Here is an 11543-nt window from a genome sequence, read left to right on the forward strand (position 1 = left end):
TTTTCTGTGCGGGTGGTGTGGGCGGCCCGCCGTTTGCAGGCCTTCTACCAACCCCTCCTTTTTGGGGGGGCGCCCGCGGGCGGGCCCCCCCCCCACCGCCGTTTCGCGCGCACGCCTGGGTGGAGGTCGACGGCCTCCCGGTGGGTGAACCGCACCAGCCGGGCGCATACCACCGCATGATGGTGGTGCCGGGCGTACGGGGTGATCAGCGGTCCTGAGACATCCGGTACAGCTCGGCGAAGAGCCCGTCGCGTGTCATCAGGGTCGGGAAGTCGCCCACTTCCCGGACTTGACCGCGGTCGAGGACGATGATGCGGTCCGCAATCCGGGCGTTCTCCAGGCCCTGGGTGACGAAGACGGCGGTCTTGCCGACGGCGAGGTCCTTGAACATGCGGACGCGACGCAGAGCCCGGTCAGCGGCGCGGACAGGGTGGTCTTGCCGGACCCGTTCTCGCCGACCAGCGCGATGAGTTCGCCGCGCCGCAGGGTGAGGCTGACGCCGTCGACCGCCGGTTTCGTGGCGCCGGGGTAGGTGTAACTCACCTTCTCGGCGCGGATCTCGGCGGGAGCGCCTGGTGGGCTCGGCAGGCACCCGCGGATGGCGCGCAGCTCAGCGACCCGTTGCAGGAACGTCTGCCCGTCCTCCAGATACAGGCTGGTGCGGAACAGCCGGGCGGCGGCCAGGACCAGCGACGTCAGGGCGCCCGTTGACGTACGAACAGCGATGACGGCAGTGGCTGCCAGCGCGAGATTCATCGGCCCGCTGACGGCCAGCCAGCCGAACGCGGCCCAGGCCGCCGCGAGATCAGGCCGCTGACCCCGGCGCCGAGCAGAGTGACGAGCAGCACGCGCGGAGCGGCCCGGCGGGGCGTGGCTTTGATCTGGTCGGTGATCTCCTGATACCAGTCGGCCAGGAATCCGGCCATCGTGGTGGCCCGGGCCTCGGCCGCGGTGCGCTGGTGAGTGGCGTAGTGCCGCAGCAGGTAACGCAGAGGGCTGTCCGCGATGTTGCGGTGGTCGGCGCGGTGCTGGATGCGCGCGGTGGTGACAGCCGCAGCGCCCTTGGGGATGACCGCGAGCAGGAGCAGCGGCCAGCAGTACGGGATGGAGTAGCGTCAGCACGGAGGCGGCCGCGAGGGTGCGCCTTGCGTTGCGATCCGTAGAATCCCAACGCTCAGGACCTCCAGCCTCAGGGCAAGCCATCCGGCGGTGGCGACGAGGAACTGCCTTCACTCTGACGACCCTGCTACTGCCCGTTTGTTGCAGCCGCGGAGAGAACGACATCGACCAATCGGGCCGCCGCGTCAGGACGCCCGTGTTCACGGGCGCGGTCGGCGACCGCGGTGCGGTACTGGGGGTCGGCCAGCAGCGGTGCAACGGCGCCTTGGAAGGTCAGCGAGGTAACCCCGTCGAGCAGGGCGAGCGCGGCCCCCGAATCGGCCAAGTGCCGTGCGTTGTGCACTTGTTCGTTGCCCGCGGACGTCGCGAGGGGGACGAAGACGGCCGCCTTGCCGAGCGCAGTCATCTCCGCGATGGTGCCGGCGCCGCTACGGGAAACCACGACGTCGGCCAGGTCGAGGACGTCGGGCAGCTCGGGCCCGACGAACTCGGTCAGGTAGTGCCGCGCGGCGAGCTCGCTGGATAGGCCCGCGGTGCGTTGGCGCAGAGCGCCCAGGTGGTCGCGGCCGCACTGGTGGATGACGTTGGCCCGTTCCAGGAGCCAGGAGAGGGAGTCGCTCACGAGGTCGTTGATCTGCTGAGAGCCCTGAGCGCCGCCGGTGACGTACACGGTGGGCAGACGGCGGTCGAACCCGTGGAGTCTGAGCGTCTCGATGGCCTTGTCCGCCTGGCCGCTGAACACCTCAGGCCGTACGGGGTTGCCGGTCACTACCGCGGTGTGCCGGGCGGTCTCGGGCAGCAGGGCGAGGGTGGACTCGGAGGACACGGCGATGCGTGTGGCGGCCCCGGCGAGCTTGCGGTTGGCCAGGCCAAGGCGGACGGTCTGCTCGTGCAGCACCAGGGGGCGCCGGCACAGGCGGGCGGCGAGTCCGCCGGGCACGGCGACGTAGCCGCCGGTGGCCAGGATGACGTCGGGGTGGAAGTCGGCGACGAGTTTGCGGGCCTGGGCCACGCCGAGCGGGACTCGGGCCATGTCCCGCACGTTGGCGGGCGAGGCCAGTTTCAGGGGGTTCTTCGAGCGGCGGATCTTGCCGGTGGTGACCTCCGCGAACGCGATGCCCTCCTCGGGGGCCACGCGAGCCTCCAGGCCGTCCGCAGTTCCGATCCAGAGCACATCCAGCGGCGGCCTGCCTGCGGCTGTCAGACGGTTCTGGAGCGTCCGGACTGCGGTGAGTCCGGGGTAGGTGTGACCGCCGGTCCCGCCGCCCGTCACGATGAGGCGGAAGGGACGGCTCGGGTCTGCGGGGAGGTGGGGGAGGTTCACGTCGTGGTTCACAAGAGGGGGTTCCTCATCTGTCGCGTTGAGAGATCCGTGCCAAACGATTCATCGGGGCGCAGGGAGCAGGGGCCCAGCCTTGGATCGCGCAGGGGCGAGCCTCCCACACCGATGGGAGCTGCCCGTGCCACTCACGGGCGGGTCCTCCTTGGTGTGGTGATGGCCCGTTTCACGGGCCACCCGTGATCGATAATCCGTGCCTTCAGCGTCCCGTAGGGCACCGCACACCGCTTGTCGCGGCTCCAGTCGGCGAGTGTCTTGGCCTCTCCCCATGCCGGGTAGAGCTTGCCAAGGAGATCGGCGGGCCGCTCGGCCAGCGTGAGCAGGTCGGCACGCGGCGTGCGGTCGACCCGCCGTGTCACCTTCGTCCCGTCCTGCTTGTGGCCTTTAGTGATCAGGAATCCGGCATCGAACAACGGGCTGAGACCGGTGCGGACGGTCATGACGGACACCCCGAACTCCTCGGCGAGCAGTGCCAGGATCGGTATCCGGGTATCTGGCGGATACACCCGGCCAGCGAGTCTGCGGCGCATCTCTTTTTCGACGTACACGGCGAGCGGCATGTCCTCGTCCTGGCCGGGCACGGCCCACGTCTCGCCCTCGACGACGATGCGCGTGCCCAGCCGGGGGCGGGTTTCCACCAGGCCGTCATGGCGCAGTAACTGCAGCGCGCCCGAGACCACCACGCAGTTGGCGCGGTGGCGGCTGACCAGCTCGGCATAGGTGATCACCCGGCCGGGCGCCAGCTCTCCGCTGCGGATCTCGCCCAGTAGTACCGCATAGAGCTGAAGGGCCGGAGCGCGGGCGCTCTTGGGGAGTCTTCGCAGGGTCTCCTGGGGCAGGTCATGGAGGTCGGTCATTGTCTGGTGAACTGTGCCTTTTCGTTGGGGAACAGGGCCGGGGAGCGCAGGGGGGGTGCTTCTCAGGCGGGGGAGGGTGCGCTGTTCGGGGCACGTAGCGGTCCGCGCCGTTTTCGAGGACGGTCAGACAGTGGTCGAAGGCGGCGCGGGGCCGGCCCCAGGGGTCGGGCACGTCCTTGCCGGGGAGGTAGAGGCGCACCTTGGAGCGTGTACGCGGGGTGGCGAGGTCACAGAGTGCAGCCACGTTGGACAGGTCCATGGCCAGGACGAGATCGGCCCACTCCAAGAGCTCGGTGGTGACCTGGGCGGACCGGTGGCCGGTGAGGTCGTAGCCGTGCGCGGCCGCGGCCTCGATCATCAGCGGGTGGGCGGGCTGGCCTGCCCACTTGTCCCGTATCCCCGCTGAACGGATCTCGAGTCCGGCGCCGCCGTGGTGGGTGAGGATGCACGCGGCCACGGGGGAGCGGCAGTAGTTTCCCAGGCAGACCGTCAGGATCCGCCGCGGGTGGTGTCCTTGGGCGCCGCCGGTCACCGGGCTGCCTTTGCTGTGGCCAGAGCCTGCTCCAGAAGACCGGCGATCTGCACGACGTCGCTGGTGGTCAGGCGCTGGTGGAAGGGCAGGGTCAGGATCTGGCGGGCGACCAGCTCGGTGACGGGCAGGGACCTGTGGTCCAGCGCCTCGAAGGCGGGCTGCAGGTGGTTGGGCGGGTAGTGGACGCCCACCCCCACGCCCTTCTCCTTGAGGAGACCGAACACGCGCTTCCTGAACTGCTCGGGCAGGCGCACGACGCACATCGACGGGGTGGAGTGCTCCACGTCCACGTCCACCACGGCCACATCGTCGATGGTGCGCAGCGCGAGCTCGTAGGAGGTCCACAGCGCTTTGCGCTGGGCCATCGCCTGAGGGAAGTGGGCGAGCTGGACGCGCCCGACCGCGGCGTTCAGATTCGACATCTGGGCCCGCAGGCCGTGCCCGTCGACCATGTAGGTCGTGGCCGCCGCCCGCTGGTCGGCGGACTGAACGATGCCCAGGTTGCGCAGCGAGCGGGCGATGCGGCCTTCGCGGCGGTCCCGCGGGATGACCATGCCGCCCTGCCCGCAGGTCAGACTCTTGATCGGCCCGAAGCTGAAGCACGTGAGTTTCCCGGACGCTCCGACCCTCACCGTGCCCTCAAAGGAGCCGAAGGCATGCGCGGCGTCCTCGACGATGTCGATCCCCTGGTCGGTGAGGACGTCGTCCAGCGAGGTCAGATCGATGGCGCGGCCGCCGTACAGGACGGGGACCACCGCCCGGGTGCGGGAGGTAATGGCCTGAGCGACAGCCGCGGGCTCTACGCACAGGGTGTTGGCGTTGACCTCAATGAAACGGGGGCGAGCACCGCAGGCCACGATCGCCTGAACGGTCGCGCAGAACGTCAGCGAGGGGACGATGACCTCGTCCCCCGAGCCAACTCCGGCGGCGCGCAGGGCGATCTGCAGAGCGACGGTGCCCGAGCTGACCGCGACAGCGTCGGGCACGCCGAGGAACTTCGCGATCTCCCTCTCGAACTGGGTGGTGACCACGCCATGGGCGTAGTAGCCGCCGCGCAGCACCTCGGCGACGGCGATCTCCTCCTCCCCGTACAGGTAGGGCCGGGCGCACTGTCCCGCGGCAGCCGATACCGCTCTACGCGGTGGGATGGTCGTCATGCTGTTCTCCTCCTGAGGAGCGGTGAGCGCGCGGGGCAAAGCGGTCGACCGGCAGCGTGGAGACTTCCCCCACGGCCAGCGTGTCCGAGGATTTCGTGAGGTACAGGCCGGGCCGGTAGCGCAGCCGGGAGTGGTCGACGGGCTCGCCGAAGAGGCCGTTAAGCGCCTGCTGGACCAGGTCGGCGCCGGCCACCTGGGACAGCAGGAAGGCGCCTGCGAAGCGCATGTTCATCTCGGTCAGCACGACCCGGTTCGAGGTGGGCTCGTCGCAGACGAAGCCCTGCACGCAGCACGGCCCGGCCGCACCGACGGCGGCCAGCGCCGCGGTGACCACCTGGCTAACCTGCTCGTCGGCGAAGGTGCTGGACACCACGGCCAGGCCGCCCTTGACGAGCAGGCGCCAGCGCAGGACCAGCGAGGCGCGGCCAGCGCGGTCAACGAGGCAGTCTGCGGTGAACTCGCGGCCCTCGACCTTGGCCTGGATGATCGGGTCCGGCACCAGGCCGAACAGCGCATGCGCCTCGGCCCCGGTCCAGCAGAAGTGCACATTCTTGGCGCCCTGGCCGCGCCGGGGCTTGACTACCCACTCGCGGCCGTCGTCGGTCAGCGTGCCGTCGGTCTGCCCGGGGAGCATCGTGTGAGGGGTGGGCACAGCGTGCTGGGTGAGGATATCGTGGAAGACGGCCTTGTCGATCGCCGCGGTGATCGCGGCCGGCCCGGGAAGCCAGGTTCGCACCCCGAGGGTGTGCAACTGGCCGGCGAGGCCGCCCAGCATCGGCAGCTCCGCCTCGACGGTGGGCATGAGGGCGTCGGGGCGCAACTCGCGGCAGAGCAGCACCAGTTCGTCCGCGGCCTGGGGGTGGCCCGCGACGGGGACGACACGCGGGGTGACACCCGCCAGGAGGAGGCCGGGCGCCAGCGGGTCGGCGTCGGCGGCGATGACGTCACAGCCCAGCTCCAGCAGCTGGCGGGCGAGATCGAGGCCAGGGGCGCCACCCACGCCCGTGACGAGGATGCGGCGAGGCCGCCGCGCGGCACGGTTCACCGCGGGCCCCGCTCCTCGCGGGCGGCTACCTGGATCTGCGCCATCGGCGCGCCGGGGTTGCGGCGCAGGGGCGCCCACCGGTCGGGATGGCGCTGGTACCAGTCCGCGGTCACGGCCAGGCCCTCGTCGAGGTCCCGCCCGGGCTGGTACCCCAGGGTGCTGGCGGCTTTCGACCAGTCCATGGCGTAGCGCAGGTCGTTCGCTTTGCGGTCGGGGACGTAGGTCACCAGGTCCCAGCTCGCGCCGTACAGGTGCAGGATCCGCTCGGTGAGCTCTTTGTTCGTCAGGTCCGTGCCGCCGCCGAGGTTGTAGATCTCGCCCGGGACGCCGTCGCGCAGGACGAGTTCAAGGCCGGCGCAGTTGTCCTCGACGTGCAGCCAGTTGCGTACGTGCTCGCCCCGGCCGTGCAGGGTGACGGGCAGGCCTTTGACGAGAGCCGTCAGGAATAGGGGGATGATCTTCTCGGGATGCTGTCCGGGCCCGTACTGATTGGAGCTGCGGGTCACGCATACCGGCACCCCATCAGTGGTGTACGCGGAGAGCGCCACCAGGTCGCTGGCAGCCTTCGAGACCGCGTAGGGCATGGAGGGGTTCAGCGGGTCCCGTTCACGCGCGGCGCCCTTCAGCAGTGGGCCATAGACCTCGTCGGTGGAGACGTGCACGAACTTCTCCACGGCTGTGCGTTTGGCGGCTTCGAGGAGGATGTGGGTGCCCACTACGTTCGACATCAGAAACGTGCCGCCCTCCAGGAAGCTGCGGTCCACGTGCGACTCCGCCGCGAAGTGCACCACTGCCGTGTGGCACGCCATGAGGTCGGTGACCAGAGCCTCGTCGAGGATGTTGCCCTGGACGAATTCGAGCTTGGGCGAGAGGAAGGCCTCGCCCAGATTCGTGATGCTCCCGGCGTAGGTGAGCGCGTCCAGGACCGTCACCCGAGCGACATCGTCGGCCCGCAGAATCCGTTTCACGAAGTGGGAGCCGATGAATCCGGCGCCGCCGGTCACGAGCACATTTTCCATGTCCTGACCTCGATCCGAACGGTAGGGAGAGGTGGAGAGGGATGGGTGGGTCCTGGGTGCCGCGCCCGCGCCTGAAAGCGCGGCACCCAGGAGGGGCCCCTACAGGGGGGAGGGGCCCCCGCCGTGTGCTCGCTCCCGCTGGCCAGCGACGAGCACACGGTGTACCGGTGAGGTGAGGCGCCCATTCCTCACCCGACCGGGGGTGGTGCACCGGTTCCGGCCGGGCCCGAGGACATCCCGGTGGGAACCGGTGGCTTCGTGCCCGGCCACCGATGAAGGGGCAGGGAGGTCGGCCAGGTCGATCACGGTGAAGGCCCGGAGGGCCCGCACGAGCTGGGAGGCCAGGAACCACCGCAGGGCGGGGTTTCCGTAAGGGACGGGAACGTTCACGCGGCTGTTCCGGGCAGGCCGACGGGGCGGTGCGGGGCAACGATCGAGTTGTCCGGCAGCAACTCGCCTGTGTCGAAGAGATAGACGCCGTTGCACAACCGTGCCCATCCCGCGACGTCATCGCGTGCTACGGGCTGAGCGGCCTCGCGATCCGGCTGGTCAGCCGTGGGGCAGGGAGGCTCGTGCTGGCACATGTGCGTCGCGCTTCCTTTCGGTTGTGGGGCGAGAAGGGGCCCTCTCCGGCAGGGCACACGGGGAGCGGTGACCGTCCGCCGAAGAGGGCGTTTAGGAGGTTGCGGGGCTCTGGGCCAAGCCTGAGATTGCGCGGTCGGTGTAGCCGTAGAAGAGGCCCATCGTGGTCACGTCGCTCTGTCCCCAGAGCGTCGGTGATCGCTCGCCCCACTCCACGACGTAGGAATCGTCGGAAGGCGAGTACCGCAGGCGGAGTTGCGGGTAGCCGTCCCTGCCGCGGAGGACCTCGACGACCTTCAAGCCGAAGCAGGAACAGGTCACGGAGTAGCTTCCCCCGCTGCGTGAGCCGCCCACGCGGACGGCCAGGAAAGGCATCCGCAGGGTGCGCAGAGCGAGGCTGGCATCCACGATCCAGGCATCCGAGAGGCGGTCCATGTAGAGGTCGTAGTCGTACGCCTCCCTCGGGGGCATGACCATGACGGTCACCGGTGGATGTCTCGCGGCGAAAGGGTCGTGCATCACTCGGCTCCCTTGATGTAGCTCGCCCCGATCAGCTCCTCGACCAAGTCGGAAGTCACGAAGGCGAGGCGCCGCGCGAGGCCGATGGCTTGCTGGTGTTCGGCCGGTACGCGTTCCTCTCGAATGGAGCGCCCGCGCTCGATGAGCCGAGCCATGCCCGTGGTGGGCAGGTACTTCGCGTCAGCGACGGCGATGTCGCTGAGCCTCGTCAGGTGAATACGAAGACGCTCGATCAGCGCTGTAGTGTCGGTCACGGGCGGAAGCTGGTTACCGATCGCGGTGTCGAGGTCGTCGAAGATCGGTTCGAGGTCGAGAGGCTGCCAGGCAGTGAGGCACCTCAAGAAGGTCCGCAGATCGTCCGAACTGTGGGAAGACACCCACTTCGGAATGTCGTGAAGGACGCGTTCTTGTGCGGCCACGGCAGTGCTCACCGGCCGCTCTCCGCGCACAGACTCAGCTCGGCCCACGTGACCTTGCCCCACGGGCGATCCTCATAGCCCCACCTCGAGCTCAGGAGCGCAACCAGTTGTAGGCCCCGGCCGCATTCGGCGCCGCCACTGGCGTCTACGACGTGCGGCGGCACGTGCGAGGCGTCGGCGACCTCGATGCGCGCCTGGCAGGTGCCATCGCGCTGGATAGCAACCGTGGTGAGGTCCGTCGAGGTGTGGACGACCACGTTCGTCAGCAGCTCCGACACGATGACCTCCCCGGCCAGGGTTTCCTTCATACCCCAGGCATCCAGGACGCCGGAGACGAAAGCGCGGGCTCGCTGCACAGCCTCGGGCAGGCACGGCAACTGAGCGGCGTAGCCGGGGGCACCGTTCACATTCGTTTTTGTCGCGGTCGTGGTCACGAGGTCATTCCCTCCGGCGTGGGGTGCCTGGCCAGTCCTGACGGGACAGGCAGGACCGGCCTTTCCATGCCGCCGTGTCGAGTACGACTCGACGGCTTATAGTCAGTCAACGAGCCCCGAGCGGAGGGCGACAGGAAGAGTTCCGGTTTCGTGCACGCCCCGGAACCGGAAGACTTTACGTTCGCATTGCCGACGGTCTGGGCGGTTGAGTAATGGCGGTACTACGTTCGGTGCATGGGAGCGAATGCCGTTCTTCAGGGCCGCATGGATCAACTCGGAGTCACGCAAGAGGAGTTGGCTGCCCGGCTCAATGCCGCCCTGCATGAGATCACCGGCCGGCCCGGGGAGATCTCCTCGCGGACGGTTCGCAATCTCCTCAACGGGGCAAGTCGGCGGCCAATTGGCCGTACTTGCGCTGCACTTGAGCGTGTGTTCGGCTGCCCGGTGGCGGACTTAGGGTTCAGCGCACCCAACTCCATGCAACACCCACCGGAGGGCCCCGTGCGGCGTCGCGACTTCATCGTTTCCACTACCGGCACGGCAGCCGCTGCTGTTCCGGTCGTTAAGCAGCGCCGGGCGGTAGGCATGACCGATGTGGCCCGCGCCTCTGCCGGAATGAACCAGCTCGTGGAGGCCGACGACCGGCAGGGCGGGCACATGTCCTTGGCGACGGAGGCTCTCAGGGCCCGTAGAAAGGTGCTGGAACTCCAACAACGCAACGCCAGCGAGCGTGTGCGCCGCGCCCTGTACGCGATCGCTGCCGAGTTCACCACGATCGCCGCCTGGTCATGCATCGACCTGCGGGATCTGGACGCGGCTCAGATGTACCTGCACGAGTCGACGACGTTCGCCGGCCTGTCTCAGGACCCGCCCACGGGAATGCGCGTGTGGATCAATGTTGCGATGCTTGCCTACCAGCGGAAGAATTGGCCGGAGCAGCTCGCAGCAGCACAGGCGGCCAGCGCTTCCCCGGCTGCCCGCAGGGACCCATTCTTCGGCTCCATGGGCCGTGTCCGACTTGCGCTGGCCTACTCGTCGCTGGGGGACCCGCGGGCCGCGCAGAAGGCCCTGGGTGCGGCACAGGAATCCCTCGGGAAGGCGGCCGAGAGCGAGCGCCCTCGGTGGACCGCGTTCTACGGCCCGGCCGAGCTTCATCACCTCGCGGCGATCATCCTCAACCGCAATGGTCAGTTCGCCGAGGCCGAGGCGATGGCGCACCGCGCCCTGGCCAAGATCCCGGCGGAGTTCCAACGCAACCGTGCACTGGCCACGTGTCAGCTCGCTCTCACCCAGCTTCGACAGGGAGAACCGGAACAGGCCACGGCGACCGCAGCCACCGTCTTCCCAATCATGAACGGCGCCCCAATGCCTGGACGTCTGCGCACCCTGGTCGGAGACTTCCACCGAGACCTGTTCCGGATGGCGCCCTCCACGACGTACGCCCGCGACTGGGCAGACCGCATGCGAGATGAATGGAGTCGAGCGTGACCAAGGTGACTGACCTGCGGCATTACGCACAGGGAAGCCTCCCGGAGGGCTTCAAGCAGATGCTGATCGAAGTGCACGCTGACGCCTACGCCGACGCGATGGACGACGAGTTCAACCAGCGGTTCCCCTGGTTCGTCGATCACTGGTCAGCAATGGACGGCTTCACCTGCGTCGTCGCATTCGACGGAGACGAGCCGAGCGGCTTCGCGTACGGCGCACCGCTTCAGCCGGGTCGCGAATGGTGGCGCTCCACCGCATTCGAGCCGAACAACGGCTACACGGCAACCTACGCCGTCTCCGAGGTAATGGTGCGCCCGCAGTGGCGGAAGCAGGGCATCTCCGATCGGTTGCACGAAGCTCTGCTGCAGGAGCGCAACGAGGATCTCGCGGTGCTCCTTGTCGACGTGACACACCCGAAGGTCCAGGACCTGTACGAGACGTGGGGCTACGAAAAGGCTGGTGAGCAGCAGCCGTTCGCTGACTCCCCAGTGTATGCCGTCATGGTGAAGAGGCTGAACCCCTGAAGGGCGATGCCCCGGTCGGCTCAGTCCGGCTGATGAGTCGTACAGGGGCCGCTGTCTGGCCGTCAGGCCTGGTGCGAGGGCGATAGATTGGGCCACGTGGACAAGTTGGACAACTGACCGTGATGCGCCTGGAGGTCGACATGGAAACGCCGCACTCCGGCCCCGAAGCGGGCAAGCCGCGTCCCGGCTATCCGCCGAAGACGACACCGCCACCCCCGCCGCAGACCTGGCTTGACCACTCCCTGTCGATCCCGCAGCGCGACGGTCGTGGCGGCCGTCCGGTGATGAAGAACCGGCCAGGTACCAACTGGTCGCTGGAGGCGCAGCCCTGGACCGTGGGCAAGGCGTTCATCGAGGTGAGCGGGCGACTCACGAAGTGGGGCTTCAAGGCGCCCGCCACGCTAGAGGACTTACTGCTGGGTTCCTCAAACGGCGTACACGTATCGGCGTCGCAGTAAGCGAGTTGGCGGTGCGGGTCTGCCCCAGATCCAGGGCTTTGCCCGGGCGTT

At 68.6% G+C, this 11543-nt stretch carries 14 protein-coding genes and 1 pseudogene; 3 read left to right on the top strand and 12 right to left on the bottom strand.

Annotated features, from left to right (window positions below):
- Positions 1 to 205 precede the first annotated feature (205 nt).
- From ACFVYR_RS21050 to ACFVYR_RS21105, 12 genes and pseudogenes are all read right to left on the bottom strand, one after another.
- Positions 206 to 391, bottom strand: a complete 186-nt coding sequence (locus tag ACFVYR_RS21050; RefSeq protein ID WP_384251258.1) for a hypothetical protein — start codon at positions 389 to 391, stop codon at positions 206 to 208.
- Between the two features lie 59 nt (positions 392 to 450).
- Positions 451 to 1284: pseudogene (locus tag ACFVYR_RS21055) on the bottom strand (hypothetical protein); the annotation flags it as partial.
- Positions 1247 to 2455, bottom strand: a complete 1209-nt coding sequence (locus ACFVYR_RS21060) for a glycosyltransferase (protein ID WP_384251203.1) — start codon at positions 2453 to 2455, stop codon at positions 1247 to 1249. The pseudogene ACFVYR_RS21055 and the gene ACFVYR_RS21060, both read right to left, overlap by 38 nt.
- 131 nt (positions 2456 to 2586) lie before the next feature.
- Positions 2587 to 3315, bottom strand: a complete 729-nt coding sequence (locus tag ACFVYR_RS21065) for a GntR family transcriptional regulator (RefSeq protein ID WP_384251206.1) — start codon at positions 3313 to 3315, stop codon at positions 2587 to 2589.
- On the bottom strand, positions 3299 to 3847 hold the full coding sequence (locus tag ACFVYR_RS21070; protein WP_384251209.1) for a low molecular weight protein-tyrosine-phosphatase: 549 nt from the start codon (positions 3845 to 3847) through the stop codon (positions 3299 to 3301). Before ACFVYR_RS21070 ends, ACFVYR_RS21065 begins: the two co-directional genes overlap by 17 nt.
- Entirely contained in the window at positions 3844 to 5004 is a 1161-nt protein-coding gene (locus tag ACFVYR_RS21075) for a DegT/DnrJ/EryC1/StrS family aminotransferase (RefSeq protein WP_384251212.1), read from the bottom strand. Before ACFVYR_RS21075 ends, ACFVYR_RS21070 begins: the two co-directional genes overlap by 4 nt.
- Positions 4982 to 6049, bottom strand: a complete 1068-nt coding sequence (locus ACFVYR_RS21080; protein ID WP_384251216.1) for an ATP-grasp domain-containing protein — start codon at positions 6047 to 6049, stop codon at positions 4982 to 4984. Before ACFVYR_RS21080 ends, ACFVYR_RS21075 begins: the two co-directional genes overlap by 23 nt.
- The gene (locus ACFVYR_RS21085; RefSeq protein WP_384251218.1) at positions 6046 to 7068 is read right to left on the bottom strand and encodes a dTDP-glucose 4,6-dehydratase; all 1023 of its coding nucleotides are present in this window, start codon (positions 7066 to 7068) and stop codon (positions 6046 to 6048) included. Before ACFVYR_RS21085 ends, ACFVYR_RS21080 begins: the two co-directional genes overlap by 4 nt.
- 386 nt (positions 7069 to 7454) lie before the next feature.
- On the bottom strand, positions 7455 to 7652 hold the full coding sequence (locus ACFVYR_RS21090; RefSeq protein WP_384251221.1) for a DUF5999 family protein: 198 nt from the start codon (positions 7650 to 7652) through the stop codon (positions 7455 to 7457).
- A gap of 91 nt (positions 7653 to 7743) precedes the next feature.
- Positions 7744 to 8169 (bottom strand): DUF6302 family protein, encoded by a 426-nt coding sequence (locus ACFVYR_RS21095; RefSeq protein WP_384251224.1) that lies wholly within the window; start codon positions 8167 to 8169, stop codon positions 7744 to 7746.
- Positions 8169 to 8600 carry a DUF6415 family natural product biosynthesis protein gene (locus ACFVYR_RS21100; protein ID WP_384251227.1) on the bottom strand — a complete coding sequence of 144 codons (432 nt, stop codon included), beginning with the start codon at positions 8598 to 8600 and terminating at the stop codon, positions 8169 to 8171. Before ACFVYR_RS21100 ends, ACFVYR_RS21095 begins: the two co-directional genes overlap by 1 nt.
- Positions 8597 to 9022 (bottom strand): ATP-binding protein, encoded by a 426-nt coding sequence (locus tag ACFVYR_RS21105; RefSeq protein WP_384251229.1) that lies wholly within the window; start codon positions 9020 to 9022, stop codon positions 8597 to 8599. Before ACFVYR_RS21105 ends, ACFVYR_RS21100 begins: the two co-directional genes overlap by 4 nt.
- Positions 9023 to 9256: 234 nt before the next feature.
- On the opposite strand from ACFVYR_RS21105, the gene ACFVYR_RS21110 reads away from it, so the two are divergent.
- The 3 genes from ACFVYR_RS21110 (at position 9257) to ACFVYR_RS21120 (ending at position 11492) form a co-directional block, all read left to right on the top strand.
- The gene (locus tag ACFVYR_RS21110) at positions 9257 to 10510 is read left to right on the top strand and encodes an XRE family transcriptional regulator (RefSeq protein ID WP_384251231.1); all 1254 of its coding nucleotides are present in this window, start codon (positions 9257 to 9259) and stop codon (positions 10508 to 10510) included.
- Positions 10507 to 11034, top strand: coding sequence for a GNAT family N-acetyltransferase (locus ACFVYR_RS21115; RefSeq protein ID WP_384251233.1), 528 nt, complete (start codon positions 10507 to 10509; stop codon positions 11032 to 11034). Before ACFVYR_RS21110 ends, ACFVYR_RS21115 begins: the two co-directional genes overlap by 4 nt.
- Before the next feature lie 140 nt (positions 11035 to 11174).
- Complete coding sequence (locus ACFVYR_RS21120; RefSeq protein ID WP_384251235.1) at positions 11175 to 11492, top strand: hypothetical protein; 318 nt, start codon at positions 11175 to 11177, stop codon at positions 11490 to 11492.
- The last annotated feature ends 51 nt before the right edge of the window (positions 11493 to 11543 follow it).

The sequence above is a fragment of the Streptomyces sp. NPDC058284 genome (genome assembly GCF_042881135.1).
Taxonomy (GTDB): Bacteria; Actinomycetota; Actinomycetes; order Streptomycetales; family Streptomycetaceae; genus Streptomyces.

Bases quoted from the DNA above. Each gene is read 5' to 3' on its own strand.
- ACFVYR_RS21065 (WP_384251206.1), bottom strand. From the start codon at position 3,315: ATGACCGACCTCCATGACCTGCCCCAGGAGACCCTGCGAAGACTCCCC.
- ACFVYR_RS21090 (WP_384251221.1), bottom strand. From the start codon at position 7,652: ATGTGCCAGCACGAGCCTCCCTGCCCCACGGCTGACCAGCCGGATCGC.
- ACFVYR_RS21120 (WP_384251235.1), top strand. From the start codon at position 11,175: ATGGAAACGCCGCACTCCGGCCCCGAAGCGGGCAAGCCGCGTCCCGGC.
- ACFVYR_RS21075 (WP_384251212.1), bottom strand. From the start codon at position 5,004: ATGACGACCATCCCACCGCGTAGAGCGGTATCGGCTGCCGCGGGACAG.
- ACFVYR_RS21110 (WP_384251231.1), top strand. From the start codon at position 9,257: ATGGGAGCGAATGCCGTTCTTCAGGGCCGCATGGATCAACTCGGAGTC.
- ACFVYR_RS21085 (WP_384251218.1), bottom strand. From the start codon at position 7,068: ATGGAAAATGTGCTCGTGACCGGCGGCGCCGGATTCATCGGCTCCCAC.
- ACFVYR_RS21050 (WP_384251258.1), bottom strand. From the start codon at position 391: ATGTTCAAGGACCTCGCCGTCGGCAAGACCGCCGTCTTCGTCACCCAG.
- ACFVYR_RS21095 (WP_384251224.1), bottom strand. From the start codon at position 8,169: ATGCACGACCCTTTCGCCGCGAGACATCCACCGGTGACCGTCATGGTC.